The sequence below is a fragment of the Isoptericola luteus genome, assembly GCF_020297055.1.
Lineage (GTDB): Bacteria > Actinomycetota > Actinomycetes > Actinomycetales > Cellulomonadaceae > Isoptericola > Isoptericola luteus.
Window position 1 is genome coordinate 505,521 of sequence record NZ_JAIXCQ010000001.1, and the last position, 19,082, is coordinate 524,602.

Here is a 19,082-nt window from a genome sequence, read left to right on the forward strand (position 1 = left end):
TGGCAACGTGCCGCGCCGTCACGCCCCTGGCGAACATGGGCTTACCAGGGGCTCCTGGCGGGTTGCGAACGCATAGAGTCGTAGCGGTCAGGCTGTAGCCGTCAATCCGACGGGGTGCAGGGAAACGCCGCTCGTGAGGGAGCAGCACATGTTCGAGAGATTCACAGACCGAGCCCGTCGGGTGGTCGTCCTCGCTCAAGAAGAAGCGCGGATGCTCAACCACAACTACATCGGCACCGAGCACATCCTGCTCGGCCTCATCCACGAGGGTGAGGGCGTCGCAGCGAAGGCCCTGGAGTCCCTGGGCATCTCGCTCGACGGCGTGCGCACGCAGGTCACGGAGATCATCGGCGAGGGCCAGCAGGCCCCCAGCGGTCACATCCCGTTCACCCCGCGCGCCAAGAAGGTGCTGGAGCTCTCGCTGCGCGAGGCGCTGCAGCTGGGCCACAACTACATCGGCACCGAGCACATCCTGCTCGGCCTCATCCGCGAGGGCGAGGGCGTCGCGGCGCAGGTGCTCACCAAGATGGGTGCCGACCTCAACAAGGTGCGCCAGCAGGTCATCCAGCTGCTGAGCGGCTACCAGGGCAAGGAGCCCGTGGCCGCCGGCGGTCCGGCCGAGGGGCAGCCGTCCGGCTCCGCCGTCCTCGACCAGTTCGGGCGCAACCTCACCCAGGCGGCGCGCGAGGGCAAGCTCGACCCGGTGATCGGGCGCAGCCAGGAGATCGAGCGGGTCATGCAGGTGCTGTCCCGCCGCACCAAGAACAACCCGGTCCTCATCGGGGAGCCCGGCGTCGGCAAGACGGCGGTCGTCGAGGGGCTGGCACAGGACATCGTGCGCGGCGACGTGCCCGAGACCCTCAAGGACAAGCAGCTCTACACGCTCGACCTGGGGGCCCTCGTCGCCGGGTCGCGGTACCGCGGTGACTTCGAGGAGCGCCTGAAGAAGGTGCTCAAGGAGATCCGCACCCGCGGCGACATCATCCTGTTCATCGACGAGATCCACACCCTCGTCGGGGCGGGTGCCGCCGAGGGCGCGATCGACGCCGCCAGCATCCTCAAGCCGATGCTGGCCCGCGGCGAGCTGCAGACCATCGGCGCCACGACGCTCGACGAGTACCGCAAGTACGTCGAGAAGGACCCGGCGCTGGAGCGCCGCTTCCAGCCGATCCAGGTCAACGAGCCGACGCTCGAGCACTCCATCGAGATCCTCAAGGGCCTGCGCGACCGGTACGAGGCGCACCACCGCGTGTCCATCACGGACGCGGCGCTCGTCTCCGCCGCCACGCTCGCCGACCGGTACATCAACGACCGGTACCTGCCGGACAAGGCGATCGACCTCATCGACGAGGCGGGCGCGCGCCTGCGCATCCGCCGCATGACGGCCCCGCCGGAGCTCAAGGCCCTGGACGAGGACATCGCCGAGGCGCGCCGCGACAAGGAGTCGGCGATCGACGAGCAGGACTTCGAGAAGGCCGCCGGGCTGCGTGACAAGGAGAAGCAGCTCACCGCCCAGCGCGCCGAGAAGGAGAAGGCCTGGAAGTCGGGCGACCTCGACTCCGTCGCGGAGGTCGACGACGAGCTCATCGCCGAGGTGCTGGCGATGTCCACGGGCATCCCGGTCCTCAAGCTCACCGAGGAGGAGTCCTCCAAGCTCCTGCACATGGAGGACGAGCTCCACAAGCGCGTCATCGGGCAGAACACGGCCATCAAGGCGCTGTCCCAGGCGATCCGTCGCACCCGTGCGGGCCTCAAGGACCCGAAGCGCCCCGGTGGGTCGTTCATCTTCGCGGGGCCCACGGGCGTCGGGAAGACGGAGCTGGCCAAGGCGCTCGCCGAGTTCCTGTTCGGCGACGAGGACGCGCTCATCCAGCTCGACATGTCCGAGTTCTCGGAGAAGCACACCGTGTCGCGGCTGTTCGGCTCCCCGCCCGGATACGTCGGCTACGACGAGGGTGGCCAGCTCACGGAGAAGGTGCGGCGCAAGCCGTTCTCGGTGGTCCTGTTCGACGAGGTCGAGAAGGCGCACGCCGACATCTTCAACTCGCTGCTGCAGGTGCTCGAGGACGGTCGCCTGACCGACTCGCAGGGCCGCGTGGTGGACTTCAAGAACACCGTGATCATCATGACCACGAACCTCGGCACGCGGGACATCGCCAAGGGCGTCCAGACCGGCTTCAACTCCGGCGGCGACCTGGTGACCTCCTACGAGCGGATGAAGGCGAAGGTCAACGAGGAGCTCAAGCAGCACTTCCGGCCGGAGTTCCTCAACCGCGTCGACGACGTGGTCGTGTTCCCGCAGCTCAGCCAGGACGAGATCGTCCAGATCGTCGACCTGGAGATCGCCAAGCTGGACAAGCGTCTGCGCGACAAGGACATGGGCATCGAGCTCACGCCGGCCGCGAAGAACCTGCTGGCGGAGAAGGGCTACGACCCGGTGCTCGGCGCCCGTCCGCTCAAGCGCGCCATCCAGCGGGAGATCGAGGACACCCTGTCCGAGAAGATCCTGTTCGGCGACATCACGGCCGGCGAGCTCGTGATCGTCGACGGCGAGGGCGAGGGCATCCTCGGGGAGTTCACCTTCCGCGGGGTGCCCAAGAGCGAGCACGAGCGGGGCCCGGTCTCGGTCGGTGCCGCCGCGGCGCTCGACGCCCCCACCGGCGTCTCGGTGCGCGACCTGCCCCCGACCGGGCAGCTGCAGGCCGGCGCCGAGTGACGCTCTGAGCCGCTAGGCAGGCCGAAGGCCCCGGACCCTCCTCACAGGGTCCGGGGCCTTCGTCGTGCCTGGAACCGCGAGCTGTCAGGGCCACGTGCACCCATACGTGCACGAGAGCCTGACAGCTCGCGCATGGTCCGTCAGCCCGCGCTGGGCAGGGCCACGGCGGGCCCGGAGCGCTCCAGCGTGGTCACCCGGTCCCCGGACGTCGAGGTCCACGTCGTGGTGGGCGTGAACGACCCGGCGGCGAGGTCCGCGGCCGTCACCACGTGGTGCGCGAAGGTGCACGTGTACGTGCCGCCGGCCGGGAGGTTGCGCCAGCGGCAGTTGCGGGCGCTGGTGGCCGGGTCGAGGTTCGCCAGGTTGCCGGTCGGCACCACGGTGGTCGTCGCGTCCGACAGGTTGCGCACCGCGAAGGAGAACCGCAGGACGTCGCCGACGGCGTAGGCCTCCTGGGGGGCGGTCAGGGTCGCGTCGCCCACCTGGAGGGTGCCCGGCGCGACCGTGCCGGCGAGGATCCAGTCCAGGTCCACCTTGGCGAACCGGATGCCGCCGTTGCCGCCGCCGGGCTCGAACAGGATGCCGACGTCGCCGTCGGGCAGCGTCGCGAGGGTGGAGTAGGCCATGCCGGCCGAGCGGAAGACGCGGGACGCGGCCCACGTCTCGCCGTCGTCGAAGCTGACCCGCACGGTGCCGTTGACGCGTGCGCTCTGCGACGCGGCGTTGGAGAACAGCAGCACCTTGGCCTCGGCGGAGCCCTGCGGGGCGTTGGGGTAGGCGCGCACGATCGCCCCGTTGTTCGTGGGGTCGGGCAGCTCGCGGTCGAGGGTGACGGCGCCGTAGGTGACGCCGCCGTCGGTGGAGTACGCGACCTTGCGGTACTTCGACCCGGCGGAGTCGCGCGAGTTCAGCATGACGCGCCCGTCGGAGAGCTCGACGGTCTTGTTCTCGTCCATGCCCGTGCCCACGGGGGTGCCGACCTTCCAGGTGGCGCCGTGGTCGTCGGAGTAGACCGACACCGCCTGGACGGTGCCCGCGGCGTTGATGATCGTGTACTGCTGGAGCAGGCGGCCCGCGTGCTCGCCGTACTTGAGCTGGATGCCCTGGCCCGACGCCGCGAAGCGTGAACGCGCGCCGGTCGACCCCGTCACGTCGGCGGTGATGGTCCGCGGCGTCCACGTCCGCCCGTCGTCGGTGGAGACGGAGACGTTCGCCTGGATGACGTTGCGGTCGTCCGGGTCGGTGCCGGCCCTGGAGCCCCAGAAGCCCTGGTCGTAGGACTTCACGTGGAAGTTGAAGATCGTGCCGGTCTCGCGGTCGACGACGTAGCTCGGGTCCGAGTAGCCCTCGACGGGCGCGGCGGTCCGCCCGGCCGCGACGACCTCCTGCGGTCCCCAGGTGGCGCCGGCGTCGGTGGAGCGGCGCTGCAGGATCGAGTTCGGTGCGGGCGAGTCGCCTCCGGTGGGGCGTCCGTCGTAGGAGGCCAGCACCGTGCCGTCGTTCGTCACCGTGAGGGCGGGGATGCGGTAGTTCGGGAACCCGCCGGAGCCGTTCGTGGCGAGCTGCACCTCGCTGGAGGTGCCTGGACCCCCGGCGGGCGGTGCGACGTCGTGGTCGGGTGCGGGGTCCAGGTGGTGCGCCCCGGCCGGCGCGCCGGCGAGGGAGCCCGCGACGACGAGGGAGATCGCGATCGCGGCGGCCCGCGCGGTCCGGGGTACGTGGGTGGAGCGCCGGTGGCGTGCGGCGCCGGCTGTTCCGGTCAGGGGCATGCTCGTCCTTCCTCGGGGTGGGCGAGCGGCACGCCGGGCCGTGGTGCGGCGACGGTGCCACTCGGTCCTTGCAGTACGTTGCATGACATCGGATGTCTGATGTCTAGGCCAACCTAGGGCCTCGGCGGTGCCTCGCGCAACGGGTCCTGCCCGCGGTGCCGTCCCGTCCCGGCCGGGGCCTAGGATCAGCCGTCTCACGACCGACGTCAGCAAGGAAGCCGATGACGACCCCCATGCGTGCCGTGCCCGCGGCGCGCCCCCGCACCGAGGCGCTCGGCGCCCGGGCCTGGCTCACGGTGGTCGTCGTCGGCCTCGTGGGACAGCTCGCCTGGACCGTCGAGAACATGTACCTCAACGTGTTCGTCTACGACACGATCTCCACCGACCCCACCGTGCTCGCCGTCCTGGTCGCGGCCTCGGCGATCGCCGCCACCGTGGCCACGTTCCTCGTCGGCACCTGGTCCGACCGGGTGGCCCGTCGGCGCCCGTTCATCGCGGCCGGGTACGTGCTGTGGGGCGCCACCACGGCAGCGTTCGGCCTCGTCTCGCCGTCGGCCGCGGCGCCTGTGGTGACGACCGTCGGTGCCGCCGTGGTGACGATCGTCGTGCTCGACTGCGCCATGTCGGTCTTCGGCTCGGGCGCGAACGACGCCGCGTTCAACGCCTGGGTCACCGAGACCACAACGCCCGCGAACCGCGGCCGGGTCGACGGCGTGCTGGCGATCATGCCGCTCGTGGCGATGCTCGTCGTGTTCGGTGTGCTCGACCCGCTGACCCGGGCCGGGCGCTGGGAGCTGTTCTTCGGCCTCGTGGGCGGTGCCACCGCCGCCGTCGGGGTGCTCGCCGCGTTCCTGGTGCGCGAGCCCGTCGCCGTGCGCCCGCCCGCGGACGGCTACCTCGCCGCCCTGGTGCACGGCCTGCGTCCGGCCACGGTGCGCCGCCACCCGCGCCTCTACCTGCTCCTGGCGGCCTGGGCCGTCGTCGGCACCAGCACCCAGGTGTTCCTGCCGTACCTGATCATCTACATCCAGCGGTACCTGCGGATCGAGGCCTACGCGCTGGTGCTCGCCACGGTGCTGGTCGCCGCCTCCCTGGTGAGCGTGCTCGGGGGGCGCGTCATCGACCGCGTGGGCAAGCAGCGCATGATCCTGCCCGCCGCCGCCGTGCTCGCCGCCGGGCTGCTGGGGATGTTCGTCGCCCGCGGGACCGTCCCCGTCATCGTCGCGGGCGCCGTCATGATGAGCGGCTTCCTCCTCGCCGTCGCCGCGCTGGCCGCGAGCGTGCGCGACGCGACCCCCGCCGGCCGGGTCGGCATGGTGCAGGGCCTGCGGATGATCGCCATGGTCGCGATCCCCATGGTCGCGGGGCCGTTCCTCGGGGCGTGGGTCATCACCGGGGCGAACGAGACGTACGTCGACCTCGGCGTGGTCAAGCAGGTGCCGACGCCGTGGATCTTCGTGGCGGCCGCCGTCGTGGCGCTGCTCGTCGTCGTGCCCGTGGCGTTCCTGCGCCGGCTCGCTCCGCAGGAGGCGCGGCGATGAGGGCGGGCGCCACGGCGCGGGCGACGATGACGACAGCGATGACGACAGCGATGACGACGCCCTGGACCGACGCCGTCGACCCGGACGCGCCGCTGCCGGAGCACCCGCGGCCCCAGCTGGTGCGCGGCGGCTGGCTCAGCCTCAACGGCCGGTGGCGGTACGCGATGACGCCCCTCGGTGCCGGGACGGGTGCCGACGACCCGCTCGCCGTGGACGACCCCCTCGACGCACCGCACGACTGGGACGGCGACATCGTCGTGCCGTTCTCGCCGGAGACGTCGCTGTCCGGCGTCGGGCGAGCGCTGCGTCCGGACCAGACGCTCTGGTACCGGCGCCGGTTCGCGCTGCCGCGCACGCCGGCCCAGGGGGAGCGGGTGCTGCTGCACCTCGGCGCGGTGGACCAGTCGTGCCGCGTCGCCGTCGACGGCGTCGAGGTGGGCGGCCACAGCGGCGGGTACCTGCCGTTCACGCTCGACGTCACGCACGCGCTCGCGCCGGGCTCGGAGCACGAGGTGACGGTCGCCGTCCGCGACGTCACCGACGGCTCGTGGCTCGCGCGCGGCAAGCAGTCCAGCCGCCGCGGCGGCATCTGGTACACCCCGCAGTCCGGGATCTGGCAGACGGTGTGGCTCGAGATCGTGCCGCGCGTCGCCGTCGACGGGCTCCGGCTGGTCCCGCACCTCGACGCCGGTGCCGGTGCCGGTGCCGGTGCCGGTGCCGGTCCGGGTGCCGGCAGCGACGGCGGCCCCCGCACCGGGCACGTCGAGGTGACGGTGACCTCCGCGCACGCGTCCCCGGGCACGACGGCGGACGTCACCGTGCGCGCGGACGGCGAGGTCGTCGCGACGGCCGCCGTGCCCGTGGGGGCGGCCGCACGCCTGGCGCTCGCGGGCGTGGTGCGCCCGTGGAGTCCCGAGGACCCGTACCTGTACGACGTCGAGGTCGCGCTCGGCGACGACCGGGTCACGAGCTACGTGGCGCTGCGCTCGTTCGGCGTCGGGCGGGACGCGGCGGGCCATCCGCGCCTGCTGCTCAACGGCGCGCCGTACCTGCCCGTGGGCCTGCTCGACCAGGGGTACTGGCCCGACGGCGGGTACACGGCGCCGAGCGACGAGGCGCTCGCGTACGACGTCCTGCTCGCGCGTCGCAGCGGCTTCACCATGCTGCGCAAGCACATCAAGGTCGAGCCGCTGCGCTGGTACCACCACTGCGACCGGCTCGGCATGCTCGTGTGGCAGGACGCCGTCAACGGCGGCACCGCGTACCGCCCGCTGGTGATCACGGCGCCCGTGCTCGGCACCCCGGCGCTCGACGACCGCCGCCACGGCCGGTTCGGGCGGCAGGACGCCGACGGCCGGCAGCGGTTCGAGGTCGAGCTGCGCGAGATGATCGAGCACCTGCGCGACGTGCCGTCGATCGCGCTGTGGGTGCCGTTCAACGAGGGCTGGGGGCAGTTCGACGCGGCCCGGGTCGCCGGCCTCGTGCGCACGTGGGACCCGACGCGCCTTGTCGACCACGCCAGCGGCTGGCACGACCAGGGCGCGGGCGACCTGCGCAGCCTGCACGTGTACTTCCGGCCGGTGCGGGTGCCGCGGCGGTGGCGCCGCGGGGGCGACGAGCGGGTGCTGGCGGTCACCGAGTACGGCGGGTACAGCCTGCTCGAGCCCGGCCACGGCTGGGGGCCGGGGGTCTTCGGCTACCGGCGCTACCGCTCGCGGGCGGCGCTGACGCGGGCGATCGCGCGCCTGCACGACCGTGAGATCGTCCCGGCGATCCGCCGCGGGCTCGCGGCGACGGTGTACACCCAGCTCTCCGACGTCGAGGACGAGGTGAACGGCCTGGTCACGTACGACCGGCGCGTGGTCAAGGTGCCGGAGGCAGCCATGCGACAGATCAACGACCGCCTGCGGGCGGCCGCAGCGCCGGGGTTCGCCGGTGCCGCCGACACCCTGGGAAGGACGCCATGAAGCACCCCCCCTCGACGCCCTCGACGCCCCCGACGCTCCCCGAGCTGACCGAGCGGGTGCCGCTCACCCGCCCGGACGGCCGCCTGAACGCCGGCGCGGTCGGCTGGGCGCGCGGGCCGCTGGTCGACACCGACGGTATCGCCCGCGACGGGCGCCGGTTCTTCGGCCGCAACAAGCGGTGGGAGTACTGGGGCGTCGTGACGCCGACGCACCTGATCGGCGTCACCGTGTCCTCGATCGACTACGCGGCCGTGCACGAGGTGTGGGTGCTGGACCGCGCCACCGAGCGGACGTACGGCGCCGCGGCGACCGTCGTCCCGGCCCGCGGGGTGCAGCTCCCGGGCACGCTGGGTGCGGGCCCGGTGCGCGCCCGGGCCAAGGGGCTCGATGTCGCGATCGACGAGGTGCCCGGCGGCACCCGGCTGCGGGCCCGCACCGCGGACGCGTCGTTCGACGTCGTCGCCGAGCTGCCTGCCGGTCACGAGCGGCTCGCCGTCGTGGTGCCGTGGAGCGACACCCGGTTCCAGTACACCGTGAAGGACGTCGCGCGCCCCGCGCGGGGCACCGTCACGACGGCGGGGCAGACCCACGAGCTGGCCGACGGGGAGTCGTGGGCCGTGCTCGACCACGGGCGCGGCCGCTGGCCGTACGACGTGCGGTGGAACTGGGGTGCCGGCTCGGGCCGTTCGGGAGGGCGCACGATCGGGCTGCAGGTCGGCGGCCGGTGGACCGACGGCACCGGGTCGACGGAGAACGCCGTCGTCGTCGACGGCCGGCTGCACTTCATCCCCACCGCGCTCGTCTGGGACTACGACCTCGCCGACTGGCGACGACCGTGGCGTGTGACGGGCGGCGGGCTCGACGCGACGTTCACGCCGTTCTACGACAAGGTGACGCGGACGAACCTCGGCCTGCTCTCGTCGGCCACCGACCAGTGCTTCGGCCGCTGGTCGGGCACGTTCGCGCCGCCGGGCGGCGAGCAGGTCGCCTTCGAGGGCCTCACCGGCTGGGCGGAGGAGGTCCACAACCGCTGGTGACCCCGCTCACCGCTCACGGCGCTGTGACGCCCAGGGCGCGGTCGATGGGCTCGTAGTGGTCGACGACGGCGGCGAGGAACGCGTCGACGTCCCCGGCCTCCGCGGCGTCGAGCATCAGCCCGTGCGCCCGCGCCGTCTTGTCCAGGTCCGCGGCGACGGAGAGGCCCAGTCGCGGCACGACCGCCGTGTGCACGTCCCAGAAGGCGGCGACGAGCTGTCCGACGAGGGAGTTGTCGAGCCGGGCGAGCAGGGCGGTGTGGAACGCGCGGTCCTGCTTGGGGAAGCTGCGGCCCTCGGCGGCGGCCGCGACCATCTCGTCGACGAGGGCGTGCAGCTCGGGGTTCGAGGTGCCCGCGAGGCTCGCGACGATGCGGCCGGCCATGGCGCAGTCGAGCGCCTGGCGGACCTCGACGACGTCACGCAGCGCGCGCAGGTCGTCGCCGGGGCTCAGGACGCCGCGGAACACGAGCGCCTCGACGAGGGCGTCGAGCGACATGTCGCCGACGAACGTGCCGTGGCCGTGGCGCACCTCGACGATGTGGAGCGTGGACAGCGTGCGGATCGCCTCCCGCACGCTGGAGCGGGAGACGCCGAGGTGGCCGCACAGCTCGGCCTCCGTCGGGAGCGGGTCTCCCGGGCGCAGGCCCTCTCGCAGGATGAAGTCCTTGATCTGGTCGGCGGTGGTGGCCCGCCGCGACGCGCTCACCGGGTGGGACGCGTCCGCCGTGAGAGTGGAAAAACTCCTCCGCGGTGGTGTCGCCATCTTGACCCCTTCCGTTTCGTGGTCCTAGTGTCAGCCTACACAACGTCAGACATCAGACATCTACGTCTGTCCCCCCGGAGCTCCCCCTCCACTGTCAGGAGAACCAATGAGGCTTCATGTCAGTCCGTCTCGCCGCCGCGGCACCGCTGCCGTCGCGGCCGGAGTCGTCGCCGTCATGGCGCTCGCCGCCTGCTCCGGGGGCGCGACCCCCGAGCAGCCCGGCGGGGGCGCCGCAGCAGGCGAGGTCGACCCGGACGCCGTGATCAAGGCGGGCATCTCGTACTCCCTGTCGGGCGGCTTCGACCCGATGACGACCACCGGTGCCGTGACCGTAGCGGCGAACTGGCACGTGTTCGAGGGCCTCACCGAGATCGACCCCGCGACGCGGGAGGTCTACACCGCACTCGGCGCCGAGCTGCCGAAACAGATCGACGACACGCACTACGAGGTGGACCTCCGTGAGGGAGCAGTCTTCCACGACGGCAGCGCCGTGACCTCGGACGACGTCGTCTACAGCTTCGAGCGCGTGCTCGACCCCGAGAACGCGTCCCTGTACGCCGGGTTCATCGACTTCATCGACTCGGTCGAGGCCGTCGACGAGGACACCGTGTCGATCGAGCTCAAGTACGAGTTCAGCCTCGTGCCGGAGCGTCTGAGCGTCGTCAAGGTCGTGCCCCAGACGCTGGTCGAGGCCGACTACGACGCCTTCAACGCGCTGCCCGTCGGCACCGGCCCCTACACGCTCACCGAGGCCACGCCGGGCGAGGTCATCACCTTCGAGCGTTTCGACGACTACACGGGCACGCGCCCCGCACAGGCCGCCGGCCTGCAGTGGGATCTGCTGGCCGACCCCGCCGCCCGGGTCACCGCGCAGAGCTCGGGCACGGTCTCCGCCATCGAGGACGTCCCCTACATCGACGTCCCGACCCTCGAGGGCCAGGCCACCGTCGAGTCCGTGCAGTCCTTCGGCCTGCTGTTCATGATGTTCAACACCGACGAGAAGCCGTTCGACGACGCCCGCGTGCGTCAGGCGTTCTTCTACGCGCTGGACATGGACAAGATCATCGACACCGGCATGCTCGGCAACGCCGAGGCCGCCACGAGCTTCCTCCCGAAGGGCCACCCGAGCTACAACGAGGCCTCGACGGTCTACACGTACGACCCGCAGGAGGCCAAGGACCTGCTGGCCGAGGCAGGCGTCAAGGACCTGACGATCGACCTCACCACGACCGACACGGGCTGGGTCGCCGACGTCGCGCCGCTCATCAAGGAGGACCTCGAGGCGATCGGCGTCAAGACGTCGCTCGACGTCGGGCAGTCCGCGGGCCAGTACGCCAAGGTCGACGAGGGCAACTTCCAGGTGATGGTCGCTCCCGGCGACCCGTCGGTGTTCGGCAACGACGCGGACCTGCTCATGCGCTGGTGGTTCGGCGACAACGTCTGGGCCGACCGCCGCTACCGCTGGAACGACGACCCGAAGTTTGCCGAGCTGCAGGAGCTGCTCGACGGCGCCGTGCAGACCGGCGGCGACGAGCAGCAGGAGCTGTGGAACCAGGCCTTCGACCTGATCTCGGACGAGGTGCCCCTGTACCCCCTGTTCCACCGCAAGCTGCCCACCGCCTGGGCCACCGACGAGCTGTCCGGCTTCACGCCGCTGCCGGTCACGGGCCTGTCGTTCCTCGACGTGGGCGCCTACGGGCAGTGATCCTGCCGACGTCCTGACCCCGACCCGGCGCCGGCCACCCCGGCGCCGGGTCGGGCCCCGCCCGCCCCCGCCCGCGCGCTCCGGAGGAGCACCTTGAGCAACCTGCTGCGGCTGATCGCGCGCCGCCTCCTGCAACTACCCGTCATGATCCTGGGCATCACGCTCCTGGTCTTCTTCGTCATGTCATTCTCACCGATCGACCCGGCGATCCTGGCGCTCGGCGAGGGCTCCTCCCTCGAGGCCCGCGAGAAGTACCGCGAGGAGAACGGGCTGAACGCCCCGCTGCCGCTCCAGTACGTGCAGTTCCTCGGCGGTCTCCTGCAGGGCGACCTCGGCACCTACAGTGCGCGGCACCTGCCAGTGGCCGACGCCGTGGCCGCCGCCCTGCCCGTGACCCTCGCCCTGACCTTCATCGGTCTCGCGATCGCGATCGTCCTCGCGTTCCTGCTCGGCGTCGTCGCCGCCGTCTTCCGCGACCGCTGGCCCGACCAGGCGGTCCGCGTCTTCTCGATCGCCGCGATCGGCACGCCGTCGTTCTGGCTCGCGGTGCTGTTCATCCAGCTCTTCACGCTGCAGCTCGGCGTGCTGCCCGGCAGCGGACCTCTTCCCGCCTTCGCCGACGACCCGGCGGGCTACCTCTCCCGCATGGCGCTGCCGGCGCTCGCGCTCGCCGTGCCCGTCGTCGGGCAGATGACGCGCGTCATCCGCACCTCCATGGTCACCGAGCTCGACAAGGACTACGTGCGCACCGCGATCGGCGCGGGCCTGCCGCGGCACGTCGTCGTCGGGCGCAACGTGCTGCGCAACGCCCTCATCACCCCGATCACCGTGCTCGGGCTGCGGGTCGGCTACCTCATCGGTGGCGCCGTCGTCATCGAGGTGATCTTCGCGCTCCCGGGGATGGGCACGCTCATCCTCGAGGGCGTCACCTCCAACCAGGCGAACCTTGTCCAGGGCGTCACGCTCACCGTGGCCCTGGCGTTCGTTCTCATCAACATCGTGGTCGACATGCTCTACGTGCTCGTCAACCCGCGGATCAGGACGGTGTGACGATGCGACGCCACCTCACCGAACGACTCTCCACCCCGGCCCTGCGGCTGCGCGCGATGCCGCTGCCGTCGAAGATCGCGCTCGCGCTGGTCGCGATCATCACCCTCGCCGCGATCTTCGCACCGCTGGTGACCACCTACGACCCGCTGGCCAGCGGTACCCCTGTGCAGCCGCCGAGCGGCGAGCACTGGTTCGGCACCGACCGGCAGGGTCGCGACATCTACTCGCGGCTCGTCTACGGCGCCCGCTACTCGTTGGTCATCGGCCTCGGCGCCACCCTGGTCGCGCTGCTCGCGGCCGCCGTGCTCGGCGCGGTCGCCGCGACGGCGAACAAGCACGTGTCCGAAGCCCTCATGCGGGTGCTCGACATCATCATGTCGTTCCCCGGCATCGCGCTCGCCGCCGTGTTCGTCGCCGTGTTCGGGCGTTCGCTGCCCGTCCTGGTACTCACCCTGGCGTTCCTGTACACGCCGCAGTTGACCCGCGTGGTCCGCGCCAACATCCTCGACGAGTACGGCGAGGACTACGTCTCCGCCACCCGCGTCATCGGTGCCCGCACGGCACGGATCCTGGTCAAGCACGTGATGCGCAACTGCCTGGCGCCCGTCCTGGTCTTCGCCACGGTCCTGGTGGCCGACGCGATCGTCCTCGAGGCGTCGCTGTCCTTCATCCAGGCCGGTGTGCAGCCGCCGCAGCCCTCGTGGGGCAACGTCATCTCCGACGGCCGCGACCTGGTCATGGGCGGCTACTGGTGGGCGACGATGTTCCCCGGCCTCGTCATCATGATCACCGTCCTCGCGCTCAACGTGCTCTCCGAGGGCATGACGGACGCGATGGTCGCCGCGCCGCGCTCCGCGAAGGGCAGGAACGCCACGGCCGAGCAGAAGGTGCCGGCGCCCGACGCCGCTGTGGCGCACGAGGCGGCCGAGGCCGCGGACGCGGCCACGGACATCCCCGACGTCGAACCGGACCTGGCCCCCGTCGAACCCGAGGTGCCGCTCGACGAACGGCTCGCCACGCTGCGCACCGCCGAGCTGCGCCGCACCGACCGGCACGAGTACACCGGCGACGCCGAGCCCCTGCTCGAGGTGCGCAACCTGTCGATCCGCTTCCCCGAGCGGCACGGCGACGTCGCGGTCGTGGACGACGTGTCCTTCGCCGTCCGGCCGGGCGAGGCCATGGCGCTCGTCGGGGAGTCCGGCTGTGGCAAGTCGATCACCTCGCTCGCGATCATGGGCCTGCTCGGTCCGAGCGCACAGGTCAGCGGCGAGATCCGGTACGGCGGGCGTGACCTGCTCGCCATGTCGGACCGGGAGCGGGCGTCCCTGCGCGGCACCGAGATCGCGATGATCTACCAGGACGCGCTGAGCTCGCTCAACCCGTCCATGCTCGTGCGATCCCAGATGAAGCAGCTCACGCGTCGTGGCGGCACGCGCACCGCGCACGAGCTGCTGGAGCTGGTCGGCCTCGACCCCGAGCGCACGCTCAAGAGCTACCCGCACGAGCTGTCCGGCGGGCAGCGCCAGCGGGTGCTCATCGCGATGGCCCTCACCCGCGACCCCAGGCTCATCATCGCGGACGAGCCGACCACCGCCCTCGACGTCACCGTGCAGGCCCAGGTGGTCGAGCTGCTCGAGGAGCTGCGCGAGAAGCTCGGCTTCGCGATGGTGTTCGTGAGCCACGACCTGGCGCTCGTCGCCGAGATCGCCCACCGCGTCACCGTCATGTACGCGGGCCAGGTGGTGGAGCAGGCCACGACGCGCGAGCTCCTGCTCGACCCGCGCCACGAGTACACGCGCGGGCTGCTCGGCTCGGTGCTGTCCATCGAGTCGCGCTCGACCCGGCTGCACCAGATCCCCGGCACCGTGCCGTCGCCGCGCGACTTCCCGCCCGGGGACCGGTTCGCGGCGCGCTCGACGCGCTCCGACCGGCGGTCCGACGTCCGGCCCGTGCTGCGCGCCGTGCCCGGGCACGCGCACCACCTCGTGGCCGTGGCCCCCGGCGCGGACGCGCTCGAGACCGGCTTCACGGCGCCCGCCGGCGCCGAGCCCAGCACGATCGGAGGGACGCGATGAGCGCCACGAAGACCCCGCCGTCCGACACCCCGGCCAGGACGGTGAAGGACGACGCCCCGGTCGTCGAGCTGCGCGGCGTGCACGTCGTGTTCAAGTCCCGCGCGGGCACCGTGTTCAAGGCCAAGCACGTGCACGCCGTGAACGACGTGACCATCGCCGTCCGCCGTGGCCAGACCGTCGGCATCGTCGGCGAGTCCGGGTCGGGCAAGTCCACGATGGCGAAGGTCCTCGTCGGCCTCCAGGCGCCCAGCCAGGGGGAGGTCCGGTTCCGCGGGAACGTCGTGACGCGGTACACGCCCGCTGTGCGCAAGCAGGTGGGCCGGGTCGTGTCCGTCGTGTTCCAGGACCCGGCGACGGCGCTCAACGCGCGGATGACCGTGCGGGACGCGCTGCGCGACCCGCTCGACGTGCACCAGGTGGGTGACGCCGCCTCGCGGGAAGCCCGCGTGCGCGAGCTCGTCCACCTGGTCGGGCTGCCGCCGTCCGCGCTGGAGGCGCTGCCCGGCCAGCTCTCCGGCGGCCAGCGTCAGCGCGTGGCGATCGCGCGCGCCCTGGCGCTGGAGCCGGACGTCATCGTCGCCGACGAGCCGACCTCCGCCCTCGACGTGTCCGTGCGCGCGCAGATCCTCAACCTGCTCGCCGACCTCAAGGCGACCCTCGACCTGGGGATGGTCTTCATCTCGCACGACATCCAGACCGTGCGCCACGTGTCCGACCAGATCGTCGTCATGCGCGACGGTCGCGTGGTCGAGTCCGGCCCGGCGGCGCGCGTGCTCGACGACCCGCAGGACGACTACACGCGCACCCTGCTCGCCGCGGCGCCCGCGCTGCTGTGACCAGGCGCCACGGCCGGGGCCGCCCCGGGTGCCCCTGCCCGCGCGCCTCCGCACTCCCCGAGAAACTCTCGACGCACACCCAGAACCGGAGCTCCACATGACCACGCGCACCTTCCACGGGATCGTCCCGCCCGTCCTCACCCCGCTCACCGCGGACGGCGAGGTCGACACCGCCTCGCTCGAGCGCCTCGTGCGCCACCTCGTCGAGTCCGGCGTGCACGGCGTGTTCGTGCTCGGGTCGACCGGCGAGGTCGCCTACCTCACCGACGCGCAGCGCGACCTCGCCGTGCGCACGGTCGTCGCTGCCGTCGACGGGCGCGTGCCGGTGATGGGCGGTGCCATCGAGCTCACGACGGCGCGCGTCGCCGCCCAGGCACGGGCGCTCGAGGCCGCAGGGGTCGACGCGGTCGTCGCGACCGCGCCGGTGTACGCGATCAACGACGCCGACGAGATCGAGCGGCACCTGCGCGCCGTGGCGGCCGCCGTCGACGTGCCGCTGTTCGCATACGACATCCCCGTGCGCGTGCATCGCAAGCTCAGCGTCGACCTGCTCGTGCGCCTCGGCGCCGAGGGCGTGCTGGCGGGCGTCAAGGACTCGTCGGGCGACGACGTCGGCTTCCGCCGCCTCGTGGCGGCGAACGCGGCCGCCGGGTCGCCGCTGGCCCTGTTCACGGGCCACGAGGTCGTCGTGGACGGCATGCTCCTGCTCGGCGCCGACGGCGTCGTGCCGGGCCTGGGTAACGTCGACGCCGCCGGGTACGTGCGGCTGTGGGACCTGGCCCGGGCCGGCAGGTGGGAGGACGCCAGGGCCGAGCAGGACCGTCTCGCGGCCCTGTTCGAGATCGTCTTCCAGGCCCAGGGCCGCTCGGGCGACGCCGCGGGCGTCGGGGCGTTCAAGGTCGCCGCGCAGCGCCAGGGCCTCATCGACAGCACGGCGGCGGCGTTCCCCGTCGAGCCGCTCGACGACGAGACGGCCGAGCGCATCGAGGCGATCGTCCGCGCCGCGGGGCTCCTGGGTGACTGAGACGCGCCCTGCGGAGGGGGGCGTCGTCGTCGGCGTCGATCTCGGCGGCACCAAGACGGCGGCCGCCGTCGTGGCCGCCGACGGGTCGCTCGGGCCGGTGCGCACCGCGCCGACCCCGGCCGCGAGCGGCCCCGCGGCGGTGCTGGACGCCGTCGCCGCGCTGGTCACTGAGGTCGTCCTGGCGGCCGACGCCGGCACCGGCGGAGCCGGCCTGCGGCTCCGGGCGCTCGGCGTCGGCGCGGCCGGGGTGATCGACGTCGCCCGCGGCGTCGTGGTCTCCGCGACGGAGACGTTCCCCGGCTGGCCGGGCACCGACATCGCGGGCGGGCTGCGCGAGCGGCTCGCCGCGCTGGCCGCCCCGGGCCCGCTCGACGTCGTCGTCGAGAACGACGTCGACGCGCACGCCGCGGGCGAGGCCTGGCTCGGCGCGGCGGCGGGGGCGCGCAGCGCGCTCCTCGTGGCCGTGGGCACCGGCGTCGGCGGGGCGGTCGTCCTGGACGGCCGCCCCCTGCGCGGCGCGCACCACCTCGCCGGCGAGATCGGGCACGCGCCTGTCCCCGGCGCCGAGGGGCTGCGCTGCGCCTGCGGCCGCCCCGGCCACCTGGAGGCCGTCGCGGCAGGACCCGCGATCCACCGGCACTACCTGCGGCTCGGCGGCGACCCCGCGAGCCCCGACGCGCGTGACGTGGTCGCGCGGGCCGCAGGCGGCGACGACCTCGCCGCCCGCGTCGTCCGGGCCTCCGGCGAGGCGGTGGGACGGGCGATCGCCGCCGTCGCGACCGTGCTCGACCCCGAGGTGGTCGTCGTCGGCGGGGGACTGGCCGGCGCAGGAGAGCTCTGGTGGACCGCGCTCCAGGACACCGTCCGCGCCGAGGTGGTGGACGTGCTCGCCGACCTGCCCGTCGTCCCCGCCGCGCTGGGCGGCGAAGCGGCGATCGTCGGGGCCGCACGGAACGCCTGGGCGGCCGTCGCGCCGTCGGAGGTCACCAGAGCGAACGAGGGAGACGCACGATGACGGAACCACAGACGGCGCGGCGGCGGGCCTGGACCCGCGAGCGCGTCCTGGACGCGATGCGCGGACGGCTCACCGTCTCGTGCCAGGCGTACCCCGGCGAGCCGCTGCGCGACCCGCGCACCACCGCGCAGATGGCCCGCGCCGTCGTCGCGGGCGGCGCCGCTGCCGTGCGGGCACAGGGCCTCGAGGACGTCGCCGCCGTCGTGGCAGCCGTCGACGTGCCCGTGGTCGGCCTCTGGAAGGACGGCGAGGACGGGGTGTTCATCACCCCGACGCTGCGGCACGCGGTCGCCGTCGCCGAGGCCGGGGCGCACGTCGTCGCGATCGACGGCACGAGGCGGCCCCGACCGGACGGGCGCACCCTCGGCGAGACCGTCGCCGGGCTGCGCGAGGCGGCCGACGTGCTCGTCATGGCGGACTGCGGCTCGCTCGACGACGCCGTCGCAGCGCAGGCCGCCGGGGTCGACCTGCTCGGCACGACGCTCGCCGGCTACTCCGGCGAGCGGCCCCGGACGGACGGTCCCGACCTCGAGCTCGTCGACGAGATCCTCGCGGCGTGCGACCTGCCCGTCGTCGTCGAGGGCCGGGTGCACTCGCCCGCCCACGCGGCTGCCGCGCTCGCGCGCGGCGCGTTCAGCGTGTGCGTGGGGACGGCGATCACGCACCCCACGACCATCACCGGCTGGTTCGCCGCCGCCCTCCCGCCGAGATAGAGACCCCCATGTGCCGAGATAGAGACCTCCCCCCGCCGAGATAGAGACCTTCCCCCGCCGAGATAGAGAGGTGCGTGGCGCTTCTCTATCTCGGCACCGGTGGCTCTCTATCTCGGCACATGGGGGTCTCTATCTCGACGGGGGGAGGTCTCTATCTCGCGGGGGTGGGGGTGACCGGCAGACGGGTCAGGACGGCGGCGGTGAGGTCGCGGACGTCGTCGACGACGGCGACGGCCCCCGCGGCCAGCAGCTCGCCGTCGTCGGCGTACCCCCAGGAGACGCCGAGGCAGTCGATGCCGTGCGCGGCGGCGCCGTGCACGTCGTGCAACCGGTCGCCCACCATGACGACGGGCCCGTCGGCGGGGTCCGCGGGGGTGGCCCGGCCCAGCGTGGCGAGCGCCGTCGCGATGACGTCCGCCTTCGTGGAGAGGCCCTCCTCCAGGGGTGCGCCGAAGATGCCGTCGACCAGCTCGCTCAGCCCGAAGCGGTCGCAGATGGGCTTGGCGAAGACCTCCGGCTTGGACGTCGCGACGGCGAGCGCGCAGCCCGCGTCGCGCAGGGCGACGAGCGTCTGCGGGATGCCGTCGTACACGCGGTTGTCGTACATGCCGCCGGCGGCGAAGACCGCGCGGTAAGCCACCACGGCCTCGTCGACCCGCGCGGCGGGCACGCCGTGGGCGGCGAAGGAGTCCGTGATCGGCGGCCCGACGAACGAGCGCAGCGCCGCGTCGTCGGGCACGGGCAGCCCCAGCACGCCGTACGCGTGCCGGATTCCCGCGAGGATGCCGGGCGCGGAGTCGGTGAGCGTGCCGTCGAGGTCGAGCAGGACAAGAGGCGTGGAGGTGCGAGTCACGACGGCAGGTTACGTGGC

14 protein-coding genes are annotated in these 19,082 nt (G+C 72.9%); 11 read left to right on the plus strand and 3 right to left on the minus strand.

The window, feature by feature from the left end:
- Positions 1-148 precede the first annotated feature (148 nt).
- The gene (locus LEP48_RS02445) at positions 149-2,716 is read left to right on the plus strand and encodes an ATP-dependent Clp protease ATP-binding subunit (protein ID WP_225563923.1); all 2,568 of its coding nucleotides are present in this window, start codon (positions 149-151) and stop codon (positions 2,714-2,716) included.
- 140 nt (positions 2,717-2,856) lie between these two features.
- On the opposite strand, the gene LEP48_RS02450 is transcribed toward LEP48_RS02445, so the two are convergent.
- Positions 2,857-4,485, minus strand: coding sequence for a sialidase family protein (locus LEP48_RS02450; RefSeq protein ID WP_225563924.1), 1,629 nt, complete (start codon positions 4,483-4,485; stop codon positions 2,857-2,859).
- Between the two features lie 221 nt (positions 4,486-4,706).
- Between LEP48_RS02450 and LEP48_RS02455 the strand changes: the two genes are divergently transcribed.
- The 3 genes from LEP48_RS02455 to LEP48_RS02465 are packed head-to-tail and all read left to right on the plus strand — an operon-like array spanning position 4,707 to position 9,030.
- Positions 4,707-6,026, plus strand: coding sequence for an MFS transporter (locus LEP48_RS02455; RefSeq protein ID WP_225563925.1), 1,320 nt, complete (start codon positions 4,707-4,709; stop codon positions 6,024-6,026).
- Positions 6,027-6,064: 38 nt separating this feature from the next.
- On the plus strand, positions 6,065-7,993 hold the full coding sequence (locus tag LEP48_RS02460) for a glycoside hydrolase family 2 protein (protein WP_225563926.1): 1,929 nt from the start codon (positions 6,065-6,067) through the stop codon (positions 7,991-7,993).
- Positions 7,990-9,030: a DUF2804 domain-containing protein gene (locus LEP48_RS02465; RefSeq protein WP_225563927.1), complete on the plus strand. Its 1,041-nt coding sequence runs from the start codon at positions 7,990-7,992 to the stop codon at positions 9,028-9,030. The genes LEP48_RS02460 and LEP48_RS02465 overlap by 4 nt, the downstream gene beginning before the upstream one ends.
- Positions 9,031-9,043: 13 nt before the next feature.
- Here the strand turns inward: LEP48_RS02465 and LEP48_RS02470 are convergent, their stop codons facing one another.
- Positions 9,044-9,793, minus strand: a complete 750-nt coding sequence (locus LEP48_RS02470) for a FadR/GntR family transcriptional regulator (RefSeq protein WP_225563929.1) — start codon at positions 9,791-9,793, stop codon at positions 9,044-9,046.
- A 106-nt stretch (positions 9,794-9,899) separates the two neighbouring features.
- On the opposite strand from LEP48_RS02470, the gene LEP48_RS02475 reads away from it, so the two are divergent.
- The 7 genes from LEP48_RS02475 (at position 9,900) to LEP48_RS02505 (ending at position 18,211) form a co-directional block, all read left to right on the plus strand.
- On the plus strand, positions 9,900-11,498 hold the full coding sequence (locus LEP48_RS02475; RefSeq protein WP_225563930.1) for an ABC transporter substrate-binding protein: 1,599 nt from the start codon (positions 9,900-9,902) through the stop codon (positions 11,496-11,498).
- Between the two features lie 93 nt (positions 11,499-11,591).
- A complete protein-coding gene (locus tag LEP48_RS02480; protein ID WP_225563931.1) occupies positions 11,592-12,548 on the plus strand; it encodes an ABC transporter permease in 957 nt (318 codons plus the stop codon).
- A gap of 2 nt (positions 12,549-12,550) precedes the next feature.
- A complete protein-coding gene (locus LEP48_RS02485) occupies positions 12,551-14,623 on the plus strand; it encodes a dipeptide/oligopeptide/nickel ABC transporter permease/ATP-binding protein (protein WP_225563932.1) in 2,073 nt (690 codons plus the stop codon).
- Entirely contained in the window at positions 14,620-15,459 is an 840-nt protein-coding gene (locus tag LEP48_RS02490) for an ABC transporter ATP-binding protein (RefSeq protein WP_225563934.1), read from the plus strand. Before LEP48_RS02485 ends, LEP48_RS02490 begins: the two co-directional genes overlap by 4 nt.
- A 97-nt stretch (positions 15,460-15,556) precedes the next feature.
- Positions 15,557-16,483 carry a dihydrodipicolinate synthase family protein gene (locus LEP48_RS02495; RefSeq protein WP_225563935.1) on the plus strand — a complete coding sequence of 309 codons (927 nt, stop codon included), beginning with the start codon at positions 15,557-15,559 and terminating at the stop codon, positions 16,481-16,483.
- The gene (locus tag LEP48_RS02500; RefSeq protein ID WP_225563937.1) at positions 16,476-17,498 is read left to right on the plus strand and encodes an ROK family protein; all 1,023 of its coding nucleotides are present in this window, start codon (positions 16,476-16,478) and stop codon (positions 17,496-17,498) included. The genes LEP48_RS02495 and LEP48_RS02500 overlap by 8 nt, the downstream gene beginning before the upstream one ends.
- Entirely contained in the window at positions 17,495-18,211 is a 717-nt protein-coding gene (locus tag LEP48_RS02505; RefSeq protein WP_225563939.1) for an N-acetylmannosamine-6-phosphate 2-epimerase, read from the plus strand. The genes LEP48_RS02500 and LEP48_RS02505 overlap by 4 nt, the downstream gene beginning before the upstream one ends.
- 151 nt (positions 18,212-18,362) lie before the next feature.
- Here the strand turns inward: LEP48_RS02505 and LEP48_RS02510 are convergent, their stop codons facing one another.
- A complete protein-coding gene (locus LEP48_RS02510; RefSeq protein ID WP_225563940.1) occupies positions 18,363-19,064 on the minus strand; it encodes an HAD hydrolase-like protein in 702 nt (233 codons plus the stop codon).
- Between the last annotated feature and the right edge of the window lie 18 nt (positions 19,065-19,082).